Source organism: Mucilaginibacter sp. OK268 (assembly GCF_900103125.1).
Lineage (GTDB): Bacteria > Bacteroidota > Bacteroidia > Sphingobacteriales > Sphingobacteriaceae > Mucilaginibacter.
The window spans coordinates 111,926-131,270 of record NZ_FNJV01000008.1 but is presented as its reverse complement, the minus strand read 5'-3'; the positions used below and the strand labels follow the sequence as shown (position 1 = coordinate 131,270).

16 protein-coding genes are annotated in these 19,345 nt (G+C 43.2%); 9 read left to right on the top strand and 7 right to left on the bottom strand.

What is annotated here, in order from left to right; genetic code table 11:
• Positions 1 to 378: 378 nt before the first annotated feature.
• The 5 genes from BLR84_RS22280 to BLR84_RS22260 form a co-directional block, all read right to left on the bottom strand.
• Positions 379 to 2,424 carry a CBM96 family carbohydrate-binding protein gene (locus tag BLR84_RS22280; protein ID WP_090472470.1) on the bottom strand — a complete coding sequence of 682 codons (2,046 nt, stop codon included), beginning with the start codon at positions 2,422 to 2,424 and terminating at the stop codon, positions 379 to 381.
• Between the two features lie 182 nt (positions 2,425 to 2,606).
• Positions 2,607 to 3,299 (bottom strand): DUF2461 domain-containing protein, encoded by a 693-nt coding sequence (locus BLR84_RS22275; RefSeq protein ID WP_090472469.1) that lies wholly within the window; start codon positions 3,297 to 3,299, stop codon positions 2,607 to 2,609.
• 123 nt (positions 3,300 to 3,422) lie between these two features.
• Complete coding sequence (locus tag BLR84_RS22270) at positions 3,423 to 4,367, bottom strand: DUF4397 domain-containing protein (RefSeq protein ID WP_176852129.1); 945 nt, start codon at positions 4,365 to 4,367, stop codon at positions 3,423 to 3,425.
• A gap of 20 nt (positions 4,368 to 4,387) precedes the next feature.
• Positions 4,388 to 5,974, bottom strand: coding sequence for a SusD/RagB family nutrient-binding outer membrane lipoprotein (locus tag BLR84_RS22265; protein ID WP_090472467.1), 1,587 nt, complete (start codon positions 5,972 to 5,974; stop codon positions 4,388 to 4,390).
• Between the two features lie 12 nt (positions 5,975 to 5,986).
• Positions 5,987 to 9,112 carry a SusC/RagA family TonB-linked outer membrane protein gene (locus BLR84_RS22260; protein WP_090472466.1) on the bottom strand — a complete coding sequence of 1,042 codons (3,126 nt, stop codon included), beginning with the start codon at positions 9,110 to 9,112 and terminating at the stop codon, positions 5,987 to 5,989.
• A gap of 258 nt (positions 9,113 to 9,370) precedes the next feature.
• Here BLR84_RS22260 and BLR84_RS22255 point away from each other — a divergent pair, with 258 nt between their 5' ends.
• Complete coding sequence (locus BLR84_RS22255) at positions 9,371 to 10,117, top strand: DeoR/GlpR family DNA-binding transcription regulator (protein ID WP_090472465.1); 747 nt, start codon at positions 9,371 to 9,373, stop codon at positions 10,115 to 10,117.
• A gap of 214 nt (positions 10,118 to 10,331) precedes the next feature.
• Here BLR84_RS22255 and BLR84_RS22250 read toward each other — a convergent pair whose 3' ends face one another.
• Positions 10,332 to 11,237, bottom strand: a complete 906-nt coding sequence (locus tag BLR84_RS22250) for a helix-turn-helix domain-containing protein (protein ID WP_090472464.1) — start codon at positions 11,235 to 11,237, stop codon at positions 10,332 to 10,334.
• Between the two features lie 154 nt (positions 11,238 to 11,391).
• Complete coding sequence (locus BLR84_RS22245; RefSeq protein WP_090472463.1) at positions 11,392 to 12,204, bottom strand: SDR family oxidoreductase; 813 nt, start codon at positions 12,202 to 12,204, stop codon at positions 11,392 to 11,394.
• Positions 12,205 to 12,504: 300 nt separating this feature from the next.
• Between BLR84_RS22245 and BLR84_RS22240 the strand changes: the two genes are divergently transcribed.
• The 8 genes from BLR84_RS22240 to BLR84_RS22205 all read left to right on the top strand — a co-directional run bounded on the left by BLR84_RS22240 (position 12,505) and on the right by BLR84_RS22205 (position 19,110).
• Positions 12,505 to 12,687: a hypothetical protein gene (locus BLR84_RS22240; RefSeq protein ID WP_090472462.1), complete on the top strand. Its 183-nt coding sequence runs from the start codon at positions 12,505 to 12,507 to the stop codon at positions 12,685 to 12,687.
• A gap of 210 nt (positions 12,688 to 12,897) precedes the next feature.
• The gene (locus BLR84_RS22235) at positions 12,898 to 13,443 is read left to right on the top strand and encodes a GNAT family N-acetyltransferase (RefSeq protein WP_090472461.1); all 546 of its coding nucleotides are present in this window, start codon (positions 12,898 to 12,900) and stop codon (positions 13,441 to 13,443) included.
• A gap of 12 nt (positions 13,444 to 13,455) precedes the next feature.
• Entirely contained in the window at positions 13,456 to 14,628 is a 1,173-nt protein-coding gene (locus tag BLR84_RS22230) for a M20 family metallo-hydrolase (protein ID WP_369829195.1), read from the top strand.
• Positions 14,603 to 15,943, top strand: a complete 1,341-nt coding sequence (locus tag BLR84_RS22225) for a sigma-54-dependent transcriptional regulator (RefSeq protein WP_090472460.1) — start codon at positions 14,603 to 14,605, stop codon at positions 15,941 to 15,943. The genes BLR84_RS22230 and BLR84_RS22225 overlap by 26 nt, the downstream gene beginning before the upstream one ends.
• Before the next feature lie 234 nt (positions 15,944 to 16,177).
• Positions 16,178 to 17,575, top strand: a complete 1,398-nt coding sequence (locus BLR84_RS22220; protein ID WP_090472459.1) for an outer membrane beta-barrel protein — start codon at positions 16,178 to 16,180, stop codon at positions 17,573 to 17,575.
• A 133-nt stretch (positions 17,576 to 17,708) separates the two neighbouring features.
• Positions 17,709 to 18,287 carry a hypothetical protein gene (locus BLR84_RS22215; protein ID WP_090472458.1) on the top strand — a complete coding sequence of 193 codons (579 nt, stop codon included), beginning with the start codon at positions 17,709 to 17,711 and terminating at the stop codon, positions 18,285 to 18,287.
• Between the two features lie 206 nt (positions 18,288 to 18,493).
• Positions 18,494 to 18,781 carry an RNA recognition motif domain-containing protein gene (locus BLR84_RS22210; protein WP_090472457.1) on the top strand — a complete coding sequence of 96 codons (288 nt, stop codon included), beginning with the start codon at positions 18,494 to 18,496 and terminating at the stop codon, positions 18,779 to 18,781.
• A 38-nt stretch (positions 18,782 to 18,819) separates the two neighbouring features.
• Positions 18,820 to 19,110, top strand: coding sequence for a hypothetical protein (locus BLR84_RS22205; RefSeq protein ID WP_090472456.1), 291 nt, complete (start codon positions 18,820 to 18,822; stop codon positions 19,108 to 19,110).
• Positions 19,111 to 19,345 lie beyond the last annotated feature (235 nt).

Below are 19,345 nucleotides of genomic sequence, written 5' to 3'. Positions count from 1 at the left end.
GCTTGTCCAAAAAAAATACCCGGGGACAATTGTTCCCGGGTATTTTTAATATGTGTTATGATGTCCTTTTCGGGAGTAGCCCTGAGTAAACATTCGCTAAAAAAGGATGTCATGCTGAGCACCGTCGAAGCATGGTGGGCAGGCCTTTGCGCTCTACCCTTCGACGGGGCTCAGGGTGACAGCCCCGCTTTTTGTGATATCATTGATGTGCTATGTTTACTCATGGGCTATTACTCTTTCAGGAGGCCTTGAAGAGACGAAAGTCGGTTAACATAAATTCATTGTATTATCCTGTAAAAATGATATAATTATTTGATTATCAATTATATATGTGGATTTGGGTCGAAAAAAGTGTAAACCATGTAAACCCACTTTTTGTCAATAGGTAACCGTTAATGTGGGTTGATTGCTCGTGGCCTCCCGGCTGTTAAGGGTGATATCATTGGTTGAGCTATTGGCACCGTTGTTTTTCAATAAGAACGAGACGATATGATCTGAGTTTCCCAATTGTGTATTGATGACGTTCTTAATATCCAGGGCATAGGTGCCAACGCCGGTTACCACTATTTGCCCTACATAAGTAGTATCTGTTGGGGCATTGTTCCAATTGATGGATGTTTCGCCCCAGTTTTCGGTTTGTGTCGTATATACCGAAATGGTACGGGTAGGTGCTGTATTTACACCGTTTACATATAAACTAAGCGTGGCAGCCTGCACGCTTGATGCGGGTACCGAACTGAGATCAAATTTCTCATAGGCTTTCCGGGCGTAACCTACAGCATCTGATTTAACTACAGTATAAGTTAAAGTGCCATAGTTTGTGGTGGCATAGCTACCATCCCGTACGTAAGCATCGGCGGTGGCATTCAGTATACTTGTTGTCCCGGTGGAGATATGCTGGTAAAAACCGATATCCGGCGCGCCGGCAGGTAAAGCAGTGCCATAAAAATCAATACCTCCATTGCTCCCCATAACTGTTCCCATGTTAATACAAGGTGAAGTTGATTGCAGGTTAAAGTTGGTGGTAGCACCGGAAGCAGCGCTTACAAATTGGGGATCTGAATACACGCTCCCTGACATTGTTCCCGTTGCCGGACCGTTAACAGATGTCATGGATTGCGGATAAAAACAGTTGTTACGGAAAAGGCAGTTAGCGCTTGTGCCGTTTTGTGAAAACTTGGCTACTGTGCCTGTGCAATAAACAATGTTGTTACTAAACTCGGTAGTATTACTGGTGTTGTTAAAATCGTTATAAAATAATTGTGCAACATTCCCAGTTATAAAAAACGTGTTGTTGTAAATTTTAATATTGGTATGACTTCCGGGGTCGTAGAAAAATAATCTAATTCCGTCTCCTACATCATTTACACTAATATTATAACGTACTGTTACATTGCTAATGCCGTGCATAAACAGCATAAAGCCCCTTTTGTTGTCGTGCGTATAATTGTATTCAAAAATGTCGCCGTTAACGCCCAGGTCTGCGTCAAAAGGCTCACCATCATTTGCACCGCCACCTGTAATGCCAGATATTTCGTTGTGTGCCACTAAGGTTCCCACGCTATTAGATGTCCACATACCCGCATAGTTGTAGGTGTTTGTATTATAGCATAAATTCCTGCCAATGTTCCTGGTAATGGCCGAATTGGTATTGACCCCGTTTAATACAATACCGTCGCCATAAACATTCTCTATCAAATTGCTATCGATGAGGATGTGAGAGCAGGTTCCACCTGTATTCCTGATACCCTCTACAGTTACATCTTTTACGTGACAACCTTTTATGAGTACCTCGCTATTATTCCCTCCAACTATTATTCCTCCTGTTCCTTTGTTAAACAGGGTTGTATTAGATTCAGTGGTGTAAGAGTTGACATCATGCACAAAACAATTCAAAATTTGTACATTGGTAAAAGCGGTAGAAGTAGCAGTCTTAATATGAATGCCATATAACCTGGATGTACCACCCGCTGTCTGTTTGTTGGTAACCTCTAAATTTTTTATTTGCCAGTAAGATTGACCTATTAATTTAACTGCCCCGGTTGTATCGGCACCCGAGCCATTAATTACTGGTTTGCTACCTGTCCCGTACATATCAATAACAATAGGGCTCCCGGAACTGCCCGATCCTTTTGGCAAAAGCTGTCCGCTCCAGCTACCCCCGGCTTTAAACAGGATCTGGTCGCCGGGTAAAAAGGTTTGGGTATTTACTTTGCTGAGGCTTTGCCATGCGGTGGCTGTGCTTTGCCCATTGTTACTGTCGTTACCCGCCGGGTCTACATAATACGTTGTGCCGATTGAATGGGTGTTCTTCGCCAGGTTTTTTGAAGCGCCGGTGTCGGTAGGTACCCGGTTGATAGATTTGTTGCAGGATGCAAATAGTGCTATTGCCAGTATAGGCAATAAGATGAATGCTTTTCTCATTTTGATGGTTTTGGTTAAATAATCGGTTGCGAACAGTCTTGGGCACTGATCATAACAAAGCTCGCCACTTTGAGAAAAAACAAGGGGTAAAATCCTGAAGTAATAGGGGCAATATTATAAACCCGATAAACTCTTGTGAATTATGGATTTAAAGAAGGGGATTAAAAGGGTATCCGGCTGAATTAGTAAATCGCCAACCCATTCACATCGGTAGAAAGAACTTCGCTCATGTAATCCAGAAAGGGGCGCATGTTTTTAAATGTGCTGTTTACCTGGTCAACAAAAAGAGGGTCTAAAACTTCGGCATCTGTAAAGCGTTTCATCAGCAGGAATTGTTTATACCGTAACAGGTCAATAGCCTCATGACCGGCATCAAAACCTTTAGGAGTTGTTTTTAATTGCTCGCCTTTCAACGTTTCAAATACCGAAATAAATGTGGGGTCATTCAATATATTTCTGAGCGGGGTGGCATCAAAGGCTATGTCTTCCCTGATCAGTTTCAGATCCTGCGGATTTGGTCCCCAGAAACCACCACCAATAAAGCTGTTACCCGGTTCAATATGAAAATAATACCCGCCCCGGCGGTATTTGGTGGCACGTTTAAAACTACCTGGCCAGTGTATTTTGTAAGGCGTTTTATCGGAGGAAAAGCGGGTATCCCTGTAAATACGATAAAGACTCTTTTTGCCGGAAACGGTTTCTATCAGATCATGCATGTTCATTTTCTGCAACAAGGCTTCGGCAAAAATCTGCAGGTGGCCTTGCTCTTTTTCAAACTGGGCTTTATGCAGGTTGAACCACTCCCTGTTGTTGTTCTGTTTCAACGCGTTTAAAAAATCAAAGCTCGATTGAGGTATCTGTGGTAGTTGTTTCATAGGATATTGCGACGTTTGAAAATTAAGAAACCCGATGCAAATATACCAGGGTTAAAAAAAGCCTTGTCATCCTAATAACAAAAAAGCCCCGAAATATTCGGGGCTTTTGATAGATCGATAGCCTTATTTGGTGGTAAAATAACTGATGCCCGGCGGGTTAAAATATATTTCGGGTAACAGGCTGTTAGGATCAGTTGGTTTGGTTGGCCTGGCAGTGGCCTTTAAGGTAATGCCGGTAGTACCAACCACATAATCTGCATACAAGCCATTGGCCATAATGGTATAGTACCTGCCCGGTGCCATGTTGATGGCTTTGGTAACAGCGCCAACCTTGGTGCTTGTGCCTGCCAGGTACAGCTGGAAGGTGTACCCGGTAGTGCCTACGGCATTAGCATCTATGGGTAAAAAATCGGTTAATGTGTTTGCCGTAATGCTGGTAAAGGGTGTTAATGTAGTGGCCGTAGTAGCACCTGCGGCAGTGTAAACGCCTGTTACATCAAGTGCCGGGCTGTTGGGTATAAAATTGCCAAATCGCACGTAGATCTTGGTCATATCGGCAGTAGGGAACTTATCCTCCACAAATATGGAACCTGGTTTATCCGGATAGCCGATGGTAAACAAGGAATAAGTACCCCGTTCGGCAAGCGATGAGGTGAGGCTCACAACGGTTGTGTTGGGTGCTGCGGTTTGAGGGCTCACCAATGCGGGTACCGGGGTCGAAGTTGCAATTTTAATGGTTGCATTGCCCGAGGCCACCAATGCATAATTAACCGATGTACCGCCCGGGTAAAGACCACCATATTGCGTGGCAGTGTTAAAAGCCGCCGGGTAAGTGATACCCGTAATGATCGATGTAGGTTTTAAATTATCTGTTAACCCCACGTTTTGCTGCGGACTTATCTTTTTGTCGTTCACATACTCGTCAACAGCGGGCAGGCCGGGGATAGCTTGTATAAACCTCAGTTGTGCACCCGTTGCCGGTTGGGATATCTGGGTGATGGTATTTTTTTTACAACCTGTGATCATGATCAAAAACAGGCATGTAATGATATAAAAGTTCCTTTTCATAATGTCTTTTTTTGAAATAATTAAGGTAAAATAAACCATGGCTTTTTAGTATGATAGTCCGGGTCAAGGGCGCCAAAACTCTTGAGGGCTGGCACGTTCCAGATATACTCTGAGTTATAGCGCGGCCGTACCACATAAACCTGCTTGCCCCCGTTATCAGGGTAAAGTGTGCCCGGTTTACTAAAGCCCTGGAAAATGTTGGTATCGTAATTATATCTGCGCTCATCGGCCCAGGCTTCCAGTGATCCCCATACAAACAGCGAGATGAATTTTTGCTGCATGATATCGGCCAGGGTCAAGGTAGAGGCGCTTTGCTTAACACATGGCCCGCTCATATAAGCAGCTATGGCGGCTGAGGATATGAATTTTTGGTTACCGGTAAGTGATGCGGCTTGCGGCGGATTACTTACAAAATCCAAACTGGCATTAACCCCATTGATGTAGGCCGCATATGCACCGGCCAGATCACCTTTTTTGTATAAGGCTTCGGCTTTGAAGAATTGTACTTCGCCGTAGGTCATTAATACGCCGCGTGAATTATCATTATAGATATAGCGTTGTGCATAAGGGGCGGTAGTAGGATAACTGGTTACACCATTACCAAATAAATAGGGTATAAGGGTAGTGGCATCTGAGGCGTTAGGGTCGCCATTGGTGCCGATAACGCCACGGTATACTTTATCCTTGCTTTGCGATATCAATTGTTTAATACGCGGATCCAAAGTAGTATCCTGTGTGGTAGAGCCGGTAAAAATACGGCCATCCAACAAGCGAACTATAAAGTCTGATTGTTTGTACGGGCCAATATTACCCCTTGATGGTCCCCAGAAGTTGGAATCGCCAGATTGTGAACCTTTACACTCTACGCTGGCATTATCCGCATTGCTCACGAACGAGCTGTCGGCATATTTCTTTACGTTATCGGCATTAAATGAGGCTTTGTTGCTTAGATGCAGCGCGTTCTGAGCCAGTATCGCATAAATGAATTTGATCCATTTGCTGCGATCGCCGTAGTACATATAATCGCCTTTGGCCAGTGTTGGCGATATGGTCTGGTTATCGGTTTTAATGGCCAGGTTCATGTAATTTAAGGCCAGCTGGCAATCTTTTACCACTTCGGCGTAAACAACAGAACCATCATCATAATCAAAGGTGAGGCGTGTAGGGTCAAAGGCTTCTTTCACGATCATATGATCATACAGATCGCCGCCGGTCTGGAAGCCCCATGCCCGCAGCGCGTAGCCCACGGCCACATAATCCCATTTCTTTTTGGGGATAGCATCCTGCCATAACAGGGTGATGTTTTGCCCCAGGCTAAAATAAACCGTGCGCCACATTTCGCCGTTGGAGTCAGACGCTGGCAGATAACCTTCTTCGTCCCAAACATTGTTGGCCGTAGCCGATCCCCATACCTGGGCATACTGGCCTATATAACGGCTATCGTACCAAACACCGCGTGCCATACCCGCCTGTATAGGCGGCAACAGGGCCGATGCATCAGCCGTGACCGGTGCGTTGGGGTTGGTATTTACATCTATATATTTTTTACAACTGCTTGCCGAAAACAGCACAAGCATTGTCAATATGGAATATTTAAAACTTTTCATGTTGTCTTCTTTTTATAACTTCACTTTTAAACCTAAAGAAATTACCCTCGGTGTAGGTACGGTACCATAATCAAAGCCGGCAGCGCCTGTTCCTAAAGTGGAGGAGTTGGTGCCGTTCACGTCGGGATCTGCCCCGGAATAATTAGTGATGATAAATACATCCGTAGCGGTTACAAACACACTAGCCGATTTAAATACGCTTTGACGTTTTAATAACGATTGCGGTAACCGGTAGCTTAACGTGATGTCCTTTAACCTTACCCAGTTAATATTATGCTCAATAAAATCGGCATCAACGGCGTTGGCATAATAGTTATTCTGTGTATTGGGCGTAATCTGGATATTGTTAACGGTAGGGTTAGCCGAGTTTTCGTTGCCATCTTTTAAAACACCCGGTACAATAATAGGGGCCATGCGGTTCAGCGTACGGGCGCTTAAGCCATAACGTGTCATGAAAAGCTCGTTGCCATTAAATATATCCCCGCCTTTGCGTATATCGAACAGGAAGTTCAGATCAAAATCTTTAAAAGTAAAATGGTTACCCAAACCTATGCTGAATTTTGGCTGTTTGTCGCCCCCTACACCAAAAGTTACGTTACTGATAGGGATACCACTGGTTGGATCGATCAGGATCTGGCCGGCCTTATTGCGGGCATAACCATAGGCCGCGATATTGGTAGTGCTGCTGCCCGGAAAAATGCTTGAACGCACGTTGGAGTAGATCCAGGTATCGGAGTTATAATACTCCGGCAAGCCACCCAGGCTCACTACTTTGCCGCGGGCCGCGGTAAAGTTTAATAATACATCCCAGTTAAAGTTTTTTGATTTAACAGGCGCGCCGGTTAAGGATACTTCAAAACCGTGGTTTTTTACTTCGCCACCATTAATGTATTCCAGTATGTACCCTGATGCATAGCTGATGCGGGGATTAAAGATCTGGTTGGTTGCCTTTACTTCGTAATAGCTGATATCGGCACCTAAACGACCGTTAAAAAACTGAAATTCGGCACCCAGATCAAGCTCTTTATCGCGCTCGGGCCTTAGGTTGGGGTTGTTGCCGGTAACGTCATAGGCAAAGCCGCCGCCTGTAGTGGTTTGCTGTAACAGGGTCGATCGTATTTTGTATGGAGCCGTAGGGTCTTTACCCACTTCGGCATAGGATGCCCTTATTTTACCGAATGATAATATGGGGTTATCCTTTAAGCCCGGCAGCTCGGTAAATATAAAACCGAGACCAACGGATGGATAAAAATAATGGTCCTGCTGTGTGCCCGATAGTTTGGATGAATATTCCTCACGCGCGGTAGCATTCAGGGTTAAAATTTCTTTATATACCAAACCCAACCTGGCGATGCCTGAAAGGTAGCGCACTTTTTTCACATAGTCTGATGAACGCTGTGTGGTTGGTGTGGTATTATTGATGTTGTTAAAATCGGGCTGGATGAATTTTTCGCCATAATAACCATTGATCTCATCCGAGTTGGAAATGGCTTCGGCGCCAACCGCCAGCGTGGTTTTAAAATCGCCAAATTGCTTTTTGCCGGTAGCGAAGAACGAACCGTTGATTTGCAGGTTGCCATCGTTGTAATTATCAATGATACCGCCGGTGGCAATACCGCTGGTGGCCGCAAAGCTGTTTAGCGGCGAGTTTTGGTACGATGAACTGTACTGGCTTACAAAGTTATTACCTGCTGTCGCGGCATAATCAATACCGGCCAAGGCCCTGAAATTAAGCCAGGATGCGGCATCAAACGACAGGTCGACGTTACCGATCATGCGATTCGTTTTATCGCGGCTGATGTTGTTATGGGCATCCCAAAGTGGGTTGTCAAAATCCACCGTAGCATCCGATGTTATATTTGACGCACTTGCGGGTAGTATCAACCTGCGGGTACCATCGGGATTCAGGTAATTGCGCACGTCATCATTGGAAGGCCATGCCAACGCGTTGATATAAGTACCGGAGTTGCCTTTGTTCAGTTTACGGTTATCGATATTAAAATAGTTGAACGAAGCGCTACTGGTTAATTTGGACGAGATTTTTGACGTGCCCGAAAAACGCAGCGAAATCTTATCGTTATAGGCTACCGGCAGTACGCCCGTAGTGTTCCGGATAGAGGCCGAAAGCCGGTAAGTAGTGATCTCGTTACCACCTTCAAAGGCCAAGTTATTGATCACTGTATGACCGGTTTGCATAATATCCTGCAGGTTATTGTAGGTTTTTGTACCTGGCGCATAAGCCGGACCGAATAGCGTACGTACAATACCGCTGCTGCTGCCATTTTGCCCCACGCCATAAACCGTTTGAATTTTGGGGAAACGATAGGCGGTAGCAAAGCCAAAGTCATTATCATAAGTAACTGTACCCGGGCCGGCATGGCCTTTCCTGGTGGTGATCACAATAGCACCGCCCGATGCTGATGAACCGTATACCGCGGCCGCGTCTGCACCTTTCAGCACCGTAACCGTTTCAATATCGTCGGGGTTGATGTCCGCTATACGGTTGGTAAAATCCTCGCGACGGTTATCGCCATTGGATGCCAGGGAGCTTTGGTCAACCGCGTCATTACTTACCCGGATACCATCAATAACAAACAGGGGGCTGTTTGAACCGCCAATGGAGTTTAAACCACGTAATACGATAGATGATGACGCACCGGGGTTACCGCCGGTGGGGGTAACAGTAGCGCCGGCCACACGGCCCTGTAAAGCATTGATAAAGTTTTCGCGCTGGGTTTGCTGAATGGCTTCGCCCTTAACAGTTTGTACCGGCGAAGTAGAATAACGCTTGTCGGCCTTTACACCAAAGCCTATCGTAATAGGTACTTCTTTTAACATGGTGGCATCCGATAGGAGCGCTATGTCTATTACAGTAGCGGCGCCAACTGTTCTTTCCTGAGGCTTCATGCCTATAAAAGAATACACGATAACCTGGCCAGGACTTGCACTGATGGCATAAGCGCCTTTTGAATCGGACTGAGTGCCGGTGTTGGTTCCTTTAATTTTTACGGATACCCCGGGTAATGGACTTCCATCATCCGCCGAGGTGATTTTTCCAGTAATGCTTTGCACTTGCGCCATGGTTTTTAGGGCACAACAACATAATACCAGGAAAAAAAAGAGTAAACTTTTTTTCATACTTAAATGGGTTAATTATATAGTGTTTGTTAGTTGCAAATTCCCGGGCAAAAACCGTTAAGATCATTTTTGCCGGTACCAGGCGGTGAATCCTGCATAAAACCGCATAGTAATAAAGTCTGTGCTAAATATATGTATAATTTATTTTTAATTATGCGCTATTTATCTGATTTTATTTTATAAGTTGCAAATAACCGCATGTTTATAGCGCTATAAATACACCTGATTCAGGATTGTTACAAAAAACTACATTTGTATATGCTTAAAAAGGAACGCCACGCATTTATCATCAAACAAATAAACCTGCATAACAAAGTATTATCAGCCGATCTGGCCACGGCGCTAAACGTATCTGAAGATACCATACGGCGCGATTTGATGGAGCTGGATGATTCCCGGCAGATTGTTAAAGTGCATGGCGGCGCCCTGTCCAAATCATTCCACTACCCCTTTCAGCATACCGATATCTACGCGGTTGATGCCAAAAAGGCCATTGCCCGTAAAGCTATCGGCCTTATTAAAAGCGGCATGATGGTGTTAACCGGCGGCGGTACCACCGTATTGGAAATGATGCAGGCACTGCCGCAAAACCTGGCGGTTACAGTATTTACCATTAGTCCGCTGGTGGCGCTGCAACTGGCCGATCATCCTTTGGTTACGGTGATATTGATAGGCGGGGAGTTCTCCAAAGATTCGCAGGTTTGTGTGGGCTCACAGGTAGTGAATTATCTGCATGAGATTAAGTTTGATATTTGTTTTTTAGGCACCAACGGTATTTCGATAGCCGATGGCGTAACCGATTCCGACCTGAATATCGTCCATCTGAAAAAGGCGATGATCAATGCCTCCAACCGCCTGGTGATCATGTGTATTTCTGAGAAATTAAACTCCGTACAACGCATGAACGTTTGTCCGCTGGCGAAGGTTGATTACCTGATCACCGATCTTGATCCGGATAACCAGGTATTGGATGATTATAGGGAAAAGGGGATACAGCTTTATTGAGAAGTGATTTTGTAGCCCCTGTAGTCGCTCGACTACAGAGCCAAGCTACAAATGTTGGAAATACCCCAAAAACATGGTTTACACTGTAAACCGTTTTTTTAGGGTATAAATATATTAAGTAATTGATTTTAATATAATTACATATTTGTAAACCATAAAAAGTGTAAACCATGTAAACCCACTTTTTTAGTACAATGGTTTGTCTGTTCAGCTTCTAATTCATCAACCGGTACTCGCTGGGCGATTTACCCGTTTTTGTTTTAAAGATCTTGGTGAAGTGCGATGGGTGCTCAAAGCCCAATCCGTAGGCAATTTCGCTGATGGACTGATTGGTGCCCCACAGCATGGTTTTCGCTTTATCTATCAGTTCGAGGTGGATGTGTTCCTGTGTGGTTTTACCGGTGAATTTACCTAACAAATCAGACAGATAGTTGGGCGACAGGTTGAGCCTGGATGCAAAATAACCCACGTTTGGCAGACCTGTTTCTATGAGGTTGTTTTGCGAAAAATAATCTTTCAATAGCTTTTCAAACTGCTGTACCACATCCGAATTAACTTTGGCCCTGGTGTAAAACTGGCGGTCATAAAACCGGTTGCAGTAATTTAACAGCAATTCAATATTGCTCACGATAAGGCCTTGCGAATGCTTGTCGATATTTTGCGCGTACTCCTTTTCGATCTTAGCCACACAATCTTTAATGATCTGTTTTTCCTTCTCCGAGATGTGCAGCGCCTCGTTTATCTCGTAATTAAAAAACGAATACTGATGTATCTTCTTGCCCAGGTCTGTACCATGTATCAGGTCGGGATGGATGAACAATGCCCAGCCTTCCTCTACTTCAACATCGGGTCCCGGGCCAATAACCTGGTCGGGAGCGGTAAACATCAGGGAGCCTTCATTAAAATCATAATGCCCCTTGCCGTATTTTAATAACCCGTCGAACTTTTTACACGAAATAATATAAAACCCAAAGCGATAAAACACATCTGCTTTAGGACGATAGCTTTTATAAAAGTCGCAATGGTCAATCACACTCACCAGGGGATGCCTGGGTGGGGCATATTGTACCATCCGGTGCAGATCGCTGATGGATTTGAGGTCAATGTATTTATTGGGCATTTTTTTATTGATAAGATAAAGTTACTATAAAAAAGGGAAGGCTGCGCAGGTTAGGGAGTAAGGATTTTTGGAACAAGGAGCAAGGATATAAGGAGCAAAGACTAAGGAAAAAAGAAAAGTCCTTGCTCCTTGTTCCAAAAATCTTTGCTCCCTACTAAATGCCCATTTGGCCTACTATCATTTTTTTGAAATCCACATCATCCATCTGGTGCCTTGCCTCAATTATTGGCCCGGCGTCATGACCTACAGGGTAACGCAATTTTTCGGTACCATCGGTAGCCGCCTCATAAATAGCATCGGCCACTTCGCTAATGTTTTCAGACATCGGCCATTGCTCTAACGCGCTGATAAATTTATCAAAGGGAGTCTGGTAATCACCTGATTCGCCAACGCCGTAGATGGATATCGAACGACCTGCGAACTCGGTTTTATAGCCGCCCGGTTCAACAATTTTTAAGTGGATGCCCAATGGGTTGAGTTCGTATTGTATAGATTCTGTTAAACCTTCCACCGCGAATTTAGTAGCATGGTAAAGTGACGAGAATGGGAAGGTAACCTTGCCGCCTATAGAAGAAACGTTGATGATAACGCCCGATCTTTGTTGACGCATAACCGGTATTAAGGCTTGTGTTACTTCGATCAGTCCAAAGAAATTAACATCGAACTGTCGTTTGATCTCGGATTCTGTAGCAGCTTCTAACGCGCCAAAGGAACCATAGCCCGCGTTGTTCACCAATACATCAATTGTACCAAATTTTTCGATGCCGGCTTTTACGGCGTTTTGTATGCTGGCTTTGTCGGTTACATCTAACCTGGTTAACAAAACCTGGTCAAGTGCCGATAGCTCTGTTTCTTTTTCTGGTGAACGCATGGTAGCTATCACGTTCCAGTTGTTTTTATGAAATAATTTAACGGCCTCTTTTCCAAATCCTGATGAAGCGCCGGTTATTAATACTGTCTTTTTCATTGCTTTTATATTTAATTGCTGAAGCAAAGGTGCGGCGAAAGGCGCTGGCTGATTTATACTTTTCTACTCATCACTTATACATTTGAGGGATGGGTATCCCAATCGATAAATTTTATATGGTGATGTATCATTTTGATAAGTCTTCCCTTCCAAAATGATAGCTGAAATTCTTCCCGATTTTTTTAAATAAGGCTATTTTATTGCCCTATCCCGTTTTAAGCAGGATTTATGGCAACAGGCATTTTATGGCATGTTATTGGTTTGTGTGCCCTGATTTATTAATAGTCAAATATTTATATCATGGCATCAGTTTATATCGTACTTAAAATAGTAGCCTTATTGGCGATTATCATTATTCCCTTAGCTGGCCCCAAAAGAAAAAAATCAGCATACGCTACCGGAACAAGCAAATTTGCAGTAAATGAAGATGGTTACCTGGAACATTACGCAGGTAACACCGTACACCACCATCCTGTACAATGATCTCAATGCTGCTTAAATTGAAAAAAAAGCCTTTCATTTTGATAGGCTTTTTTTATGCCCTGGCATAGGGTTGTAAAATAAAATCAGCGTTTAAATGAGCTAAACACATAAATACGCATAGACCCATGTAATGGGCATTCTTTTGGCAATAGGGTATATACAGTTATAAAAACAATCCATGCTTGTAACTGAAATAAACTAAAAAAAGAAATGGAAGATGAACGAATTATTATAAGGTCAGCCATTCCGTCTGACGTGGTCTTTGCCGACCAGATTATCCATGAAATGGAAAGTTCCGCAATAGCAAGAGGTTCGGGAATATCCAAAAGATCTGCAGCCTCTGTCATAGAAAAAATAGATGAGGGTAAAGCGATAGTCGCCGTAACCGAAAACGGCGAATGGGTTGGTTTCTCCTATATAGAAACCTGGGATAATGAACAGTTTGTCTCGAACAGCGGACTTATTGTATCTCCGAAACACCGTAACCTGGGTGTAGCCTCCCAAATTAAAACACAAATATTTGAACTATCCCGAACCAAATATCCATCTGCAAAGGTGTTCAGCATCACCTCGGGTTTGGCCATTATGAAAATGAATACCAAACTGGGTTTTGAACCTGTAACCTATGCAGAGGTTGCGCAGGAAACCAAGTTTTGGGACGCTTGTAAAAGTTGTGTTAACTACAATGTACTGCAAAGTAAAAACAGGTGCAATTGTTTGTGCACCGCCATGTTGTTTGATCCACAGTTAAACTAATTATTTATGGTTATGATAAAAGATTTGAATGAGCGGGCAGATGTTTCTCCGTTATGGACAGGCCTGCCTATGAACGCACAGCTTTTTAGTGAGTCGGTAAGTTTGCTGCAACAATTAATTAAAACACCTTCATTTAGTGGCAACGAAGGTGCGGTCGCAGATATTGTACAGCGATATCTGGCCGGTTACTCCATCAAAGTAAAAAGAAAAGGTAATAACGTTTGGTGCTATAACAAATACTATGATGGTACTAAACCTACCATCCTGCTCAATTCCCATTTAGATACGGTTAGGCCCAACGAAGGCTATACCAATGATCCTTTTTGCCCCGAAATAACATTAGGAAAACTATATGGCCTGGGTAGTAATGATGCCGGAGGGTGCCTGGTATCGCTCATCGCTACTTTTCTGCATTTTTATTGTTACCAGGGCCTGGGTTTTAACCTCTGTCTGGCAGCTACTGCGGAGGAAGAAAACTCCGGTCAAAACGGTATTAAATCCATTTTACCCTTATTGGGTAAATTAGAGCTGGCCATTGTAGGCGAGCCAACCTTATTACAAATGGCGGTTGCCGAAAAGGGAAACCTGGTGATTGATTGCATCAGCAACGGCCGCTCGGGTCACGCTGCCAGGGAAGAAGGGGATAATGCTATTCACAAATGCCTGAAAGACCTGGATTGGTTCAGAAATTACCAGTTTCCGCAACAGTTTAGAGGATTGCCGCCGGTAAAAATGACCATCACCATCATCAAATCGGGTTTACAGCATAATATTGTACCTGCTTTATGTGAGTTTACGGTAGATATCCGTAATGATGATACGTACAGCCAGCAGGAGATCCTGGATACCATTAAAAAGAATGTGTCATGCCAGATCATCGTGCGTCCAGGGTCATTGGGGGCATCTTCAGTTCCGGTTGATCATCCGATCGTGCGGGCCGGTATTGCTATAGGGTGCAAAACCTACAGCTCTCCTACCACTTCAGATCAGGCCTGGTTAACTATTCCATCAGTAAAAATAGGCCCTGGGGATTCTGCCAGGTCTCACTCCTCCGATGAGTTTATTTACCTCGAAGAGATCAAAAAAGGGATCAACACTTACGTCAGGCTATTGGAAACCCTGCCGCTGATGTTGATCAACAATCCAAACAAGTACAGAAATGAAATCAAACATATTAATAATTGATGACGAGGTTAAGCTCAGCGAATTATTGGCCCGTATACTAAGCCTGGAAGGGTATCATGTAACACAGGCGGCAAATGCCAAAACAGGGATACGTATCGTTGAGCGTGAGGATATTATGGTTGTGCTGAGCGATGTAAAGTTGCCCGACGCCAATGGGGTAGATCTGGTGAGTAAGATCAAGCAGATTAAACCTTATATAGAAGTGATCAATCTTACTGCTTTCGGATCCATCAGTGATGGGGTTTTAGCCATCAAGAACGGGGCCTTTGATTACCTTACCAAAGGCGATGATAATGATAAGATCATACCCATGGTAAGCAAAGCTATACAAAAGGCCAACTTACAATACCAGGTAAGTGAGCTGCAGGATCAGGTAGAAGCACAACACGGCTTCCCCATTGTTTTAGGACGATCGCCCGCTATTTTGGAAGCTGTTGAACTGGCCAAAAAAGTAGCTAAAACTGATGCGACCGTTTTACTGCTGGGAGAAACGGGTACGGGTAAAGAAGTATTTGCCGAGGCTATACATTATGAAAGCTTAAGAAAAGATAAACCTTTTGTGGCGGTTAACTGCAGCGCTTTTAGTAAAGAATTATTGGAAAGCGAGCTGTTTGGTTATAAAGCCGGGGCTTTTACGGGAGCTGTTAAAGATAAAAAGGGGCTGTTTGAAGAGGCCAGCGGCGGAACAATTTTTTTAGATGAATTAGGAGAAATGAGTCATGATCTGCAAGCTAAATTATTGCGCGTATTGGAAAATGGTACTTTTATTAAAATTGGCGAAACCAAAACCACCAAAATAAATGTACGGCTGATTGCTGCTACCAACCGCGATCTGCAAAAGGAATCGGAGGAAGGGCATTTTCGGCTTGACCTGTTTTACCGCCTATCCGGGTTTTCTATAGTGCTGCCCCCGTTGCGCGAACGGATAGGGGATATAGAAGTGTTGGCCCGGCATTTTATTAAAATTTACTCGGCTAAGGTTAAAAAGAAGATACCAGATGTTGATACAACATTTTTTAAACTGTTGAACCAGCACAAATGGAACGGGAATATCAGGGAGCTTAAAAATGTGATAGAAAGAGTGGTTATCCTGATGGATGAACCCTTGCTTACTCCAAAGCTTTTACCTTATGAATTTCATAATGGAGGTTACTATGACCTGGTTGCACTTGATCTGCACAGTGTGGAGAGACACCACATCAGGCGTATATTAAAATACACCAAGGGTAATAAAACGGAAGCAGCCAGGATCCTCGGTATCGGCCTGGCCACACTTTACCGCAAAATTGAGGAATACCAAATACTCATGAACTGATCAAAATGAGAAAACCATCTTAGTAAAGTGAGATGGTTTTCTTTTATAAAGCAACATTCAAAAAATAGAATTAAAAATAAGTTGCTGATAGTCAATTAATATACATCAAGGTTTTCAGTCTGGTATACCTATTGGCTACTAAGCCGCAAATAGTACTAACGTAGTTATGGCAGAGCAATAACAATAAAACAAAGCTTTAGCCCACTACAAAAACAAATAATATCCATATTCAAAATGAAAAAACTTCTATTGTCACTTGTTTTAGGCATAACATTAACTACTGCCTATTCCCAGGATCATGCAACTGCCTTAAAAAAGGATAGTGTCATGGTTAAGGATACCGTAAAAACCAAAGCCGAGCCATTCGCTTTTGGCGATTTTACCTGGCTTAACGGTAACGACCGCAGGCACAAAGCCCTGTTGGATACTAAATATTTTACCGGCCGTTTCTTGCTCGATTTTAATTATACCGCGTCAAATAATAATCCTATCGATCATACCGTAGTTGGTTCAACTGCGTTGGCGCGTGATCACGAATTTGAAATTTCAACCGTTGCGTTCGGTGGTGATTTTCACTATGATAATGTCCGTGCAAGTGTGCTCACGCAGTTTGGCACTCGGGCCACTGTAGTACCCCGCAATGATTTAAGTGTTACCCGGGGGCAATTTGATCTGGGTACCGCCTATCGCTATTTAAGTGAGGCTAATGCGGGTTATCATTTTAACGTATTGAATGGTATTAACGTTGACGCGGGTATATTCATGTCATACGTAGGTTTGTTCTCTTATTACAATGCCGAAAACTGGGCCTACCAACCATCATTTACTTCTGATAATACCCCCTGGTTTTTTAATGGTATCCGTGTGCAGATATTTGTAAGCGATAAGCTGAAAATTGAACCATGGCTGATTAATGGCTGGCAATCATATGGCATGTTTAATAGCCAGCCAGGTATAGGCGGTCAAATTTTATGGCGCCCTGTTGAGTGGTTCCAGGCTTTGACTAATACCTATTACGGTGCCGATACCCAGGATAAACCTGGTAGAAAGCGTTTTCACTCAGATAACAGTATTGAGGTGCGCTATTTTAAAAGTCAGGATAAAGGCAGCTTTGTTAACAGCGCGGCATTCTCCATCACCGGCGACATCGGTTTTGAAAAAGGCGATGGCGTAAATGGTTTCCACTCAGATCCTGTTAAGGGGCCGGCTCAATATTTTGCCAGCGGTATGATCTATCACCGTATGGTAATGGCCAAAGGTCATTTGGGTTGGACAGTTGGCGGTGGTGTGATCAATAACCCGGGTCGCTACCTGGTGTTATATCCAACAGGCGATGCCAACCCCATACCTGCTATCAACACAGGAGCAGTCGGTTCGCATCCGTTTACGGCTAATCCCGGCGACCAGTTTCATGGCTATGATTATTCAACCACGATTGACTTGATGCCAAATGATTACCTGACCTTCCGCCTGGAGGTGGTACATCGCCATGCCAGTGTGCCTTACTTTGCTGGCCACGGCGGCGTAACCTCTCCTGATGGGTATAATACCACTCCCGTACCAACAGATTTTATACCCGATCTGGTACCATCCGAAACAAGGTTTATAGGGGCGTTATTAGTAAGGTTTTAATAAAATACTACAAAACCTGCAATAACTTATGCTCAAGTGTCGGGGTAAGTTTAGTAAGGTTGGAGCCGGGAGTTGCAGCCCGGCTTCTTAAAGAAATACTATTAGTTTATAGTATCATTAAATAATATAAAAAATGAAAACATCAATCAAAGTGCTCATCGTAGTGATGGTGATCTGTATACAAGGTATACGTTCACAAGCACAAAGTACAAAAAACGCCACCGGTATATATCTTAATGAACAGGATTACAAATCAGGTAAATTAAGTTACGCTCTGGATAAAAATGATAAACTCCAACTGAACGGGTTTTTAAACGGAAAGCATGTAGCGCTGATTTACCAGGGTAAAAAAATAAAGCTATCTAAAAGTGAAATATTTGGATACCGTCAAAATAACCAGGATTTCAGGTTTTGCCAAAACCAGACCTATAAGATACTGGATACAGCCGGTTTTATGTTGTACAGCAGTCAGCAGTTAACCCAGCAAGGTAAAGGATATGCACCTGTTGAACGCTACTTTTATAGTATCAGCACCGCAAACCCGCTTTTAAGTTTAACTATAGAAAATATGGATAAAAGCTTTCCGAACCGGGCTGAGTTTCGTTACAGCATTCAAAATTATTTTCGCCGGGATGCTGATCTCATGGCGTTTGATAAAGCTGACAATCAATACGAGATCAAATACCTGTACTTTGAGCATAAACACTCCTAATACCCAATAAATTGTTCTCTAATTAACTATTAACGCCTATCATGTAAAAGCCCCGGTTTTGTTCGGGGCTTTTCGTTTTTAAAGCTGTTTTGTAACTTCTATATCATAATCAGTAGTTTTTTTAAATTTCTTAAACTTTTCATAAATCCGGATCGTTACCTATTAACTGAAGATTAATAAGTGTTTATCATTAAAAATCAGGAATTATGAAGATTTTTGTAGCTAACATTCCATTTTATGTAGGCGGCGTAGGTATCAGGCAATTGTTTGAATTATTTGGCGCCGTTGCAGCAGTGAAAATTATTACAGAAACCAAAACAGGTAAAAGCAAGGGTTTTGGTTTTGTGGAAATGCAGGATGATCAGCAAGGCTTGCAGGCGATCAAGGAACTTGACGGCAGCACTATAGGCGATCGTGATATTGTGGTTAGACTCGCTGATCAGCAACCCGAAGAAGTCCATATACATAGACGCCCGCGCATCTCAGTAAGATAAATCAGTGCGCTTTTATCATTAATTTTTGGTTATCCATTATGAACGAAATGATAACAATGGCAGAAATTGCTGCCAGAACGTTAACTGTTAACGTAATACACTTGCTAAAAAGCGAGATAGGAGAACAGGGGATAGTTGCTGCTTTAGGTAACCAGGTGTTGATCAGTATCAGTAAAACTGATTTTGAACAAAAGTTGGGTAAGCTCCTGCAAAAGATCTATTACACCATTGATCAGCATTTTCCGGTACGTCAGGATCATTTATCGGTTGTTATACGTGACACCGATGCCCGGTATGAAAACGTGTTCAAGATATGGAAATCGGTCTGAGCGTTTTTTGATCAGTTACGATGTATTGTGGCGGGCTATGCAAGGTATGGATACAGAATGTTTCCATGCCTTTGAAGTTACAGATCAATCCTGTATAACTACAAAGCGCTGGCCGACAAAACCACGATAAGAGAATAATTACGAAACGAAATAATAACAATTTAGAAATCATTTATTGCAATAATGCTCACTAAAAGATGCTAACTTGCGGCACTCCGCTACATAGCATACTCGT

What these genes read in the sequence shown, in the direction of transcription:
- BLR84_RS22280 (WP_090472470.1), bottom strand. Translation starts at nt 2,424, where the DNA reads ATGAGAAAAGCATTCATCTTATTGCCTATACTGGCAATAGCACTATTT.
- BLR84_RS22275 (WP_090472469.1), bottom strand. Translation starts at nt 3,299, where the DNA reads ATGAAACAACTACCACAGATACCTCAATCGAGCTTTGATTTTTTAAAC.
- BLR84_RS22270 (WP_176852129.1), bottom strand. Translation starts at nt 4,367, where the DNA reads ATGAAAAGGAACTTTTATATCATTACATGCCTGTTTTTGATCATGATC.
- BLR84_RS22265 (WP_090472467.1), bottom strand. Translation starts at nt 5,974, where the DNA reads ATGAAAAGTTTTAAATATTCCATATTGACAATGCTTGTGCTGTTTTCG.
- BLR84_RS22260 (WP_090472466.1), bottom strand. Translation starts at nt 9,112, where the DNA reads ATGAAAAAAAGTTTACTCTTTTTTTTCCTGGTATTATGTTGTTGTGCC.
- BLR84_RS22255 (WP_090472465.1), top strand. Translation starts at nt 9,371, where the DNA reads ATGCTTAAAAAGGAACGCCACGCATTTATCATCAAACAAATAAACCTG.
- BLR84_RS22250 (WP_090472464.1), bottom strand. Translation starts at nt 11,237, where the DNA reads ATGCCCAATAAATACATTGACCTCAAATCCATCAGCGATCTGCACCGG.
- BLR84_RS22245 (WP_090472463.1), bottom strand. Translation starts at nt 12,204, where the DNA reads ATGAAAAAGACAGTATTAATAACCGGCGCTTCATCAGGATTTGGAAAA.
- BLR84_RS22240 (WP_090472462.1), top strand. Translation starts at nt 12,505, where the DNA reads ATGGCATCAGTTTATATCGTACTTAAAATAGTAGCCTTATTGGCGATT.
- BLR84_RS22235 (WP_090472461.1), top strand. Translation starts at nt 12,898, where the DNA reads ATGGAAGATGAACGAATTATTATAAGGTCAGCCATTCCGTCTGACGTG.
- BLR84_RS22230 (WP_369829195.1), top strand. Translation starts at nt 13,456, where the DNA reads ATGATAAAAGATTTGAATGAGCGGGCAGATGTTTCTCCGTTATGGACA.
- BLR84_RS22225 (WP_090472460.1), top strand. Translation starts at nt 14,603, where the DNA reads ATGAAATCAAACATATTAATAATTGATGACGAGGTTAAGCTCAGCGAA.
- BLR84_RS22220 (WP_090472459.1), top strand. Translation starts at nt 16,178, where the DNA reads ATGAAAAAACTTCTATTGTCACTTGTTTTAGGCATAACATTAACTACT.
- BLR84_RS22215 (WP_090472458.1), top strand. Translation starts at nt 17,709, where the DNA reads ATGAAAACATCAATCAAAGTGCTCATCGTAGTGATGGTGATCTGTATA.
- BLR84_RS22210 (WP_090472457.1), top strand. Translation starts at nt 18,494, where the DNA reads ATGAAGATTTTTGTAGCTAACATTCCATTTTATGTAGGCGGCGTAGGT.
- BLR84_RS22205 (WP_090472456.1), top strand. Translation starts at nt 18,820, where the DNA reads ATGAACGAAATGATAACAATGGCAGAAATTGCTGCCAGAACGTTAACT.